The 452-nt window shown below is 63.9% G+C and carries 1 protein-coding gene; it reads left to right on the forward strand.

Going from position 1 to position 452, the window contains the following annotated elements; translation table 11 throughout:
* A partial coding sequence (locus tag FV226_RS27740) for an IS30 family transposase (RefSeq protein WP_147765432.1) occupies positions 1 to 422 on the forward strand: 422 nt, incomplete at its 5' end.
* Positions 423 to 452: the final 30 nt, after the last annotated feature.

Below are 452 nucleotides of genomic sequence, written 5' to 3' on the forward strand. Positions count from 1 at the left end.
GATGCGGACCTCGCGTCAAGAACGGGCCTGCCTTGGCCGGACATGGTGCCGAGGCCGTTCGCGAGGCGATCGCGCGCACGATCACCACCTTGCCCAAACAACTGCGACGATCTCTGACCTGGGACCAGGGATCGGAGATGAGCCAGCACGCACGCTTGCGGATCGATACGGGCCTCACCGTCTACTTCTGCGATCCGCACAGCCCCTGGCAGCGCGGGACCAACGAGAACACGAACGGGCTGCTACGCCAGTACTTCCCAAAAGGGACCGACCTGAGCGGCCACGACCCGGACGAGCTCGATGCTGTAGCGAGAGCTCTCAACGCGCGCCCTCGCAAGACACTGGGCTGGAAAACGCCGGCCGAAACGCTTGACCGGCTCCTACAAGGGACTCACACATTGCCCGTTGCGACGACCGTGTGAATCCGCCCAATACCTTGCGCTGCGCTACAC

Origin of the sequence: Methylobacterium sp. WL12 (assembly GCF_008039475.1) — a bacterium.
GTDB lineage: Bacteria > Pseudomonadota > Alphaproteobacteria > Rhizobiales > Beijerinckiaceae > Methylobacterium > Methylobacterium cerastii.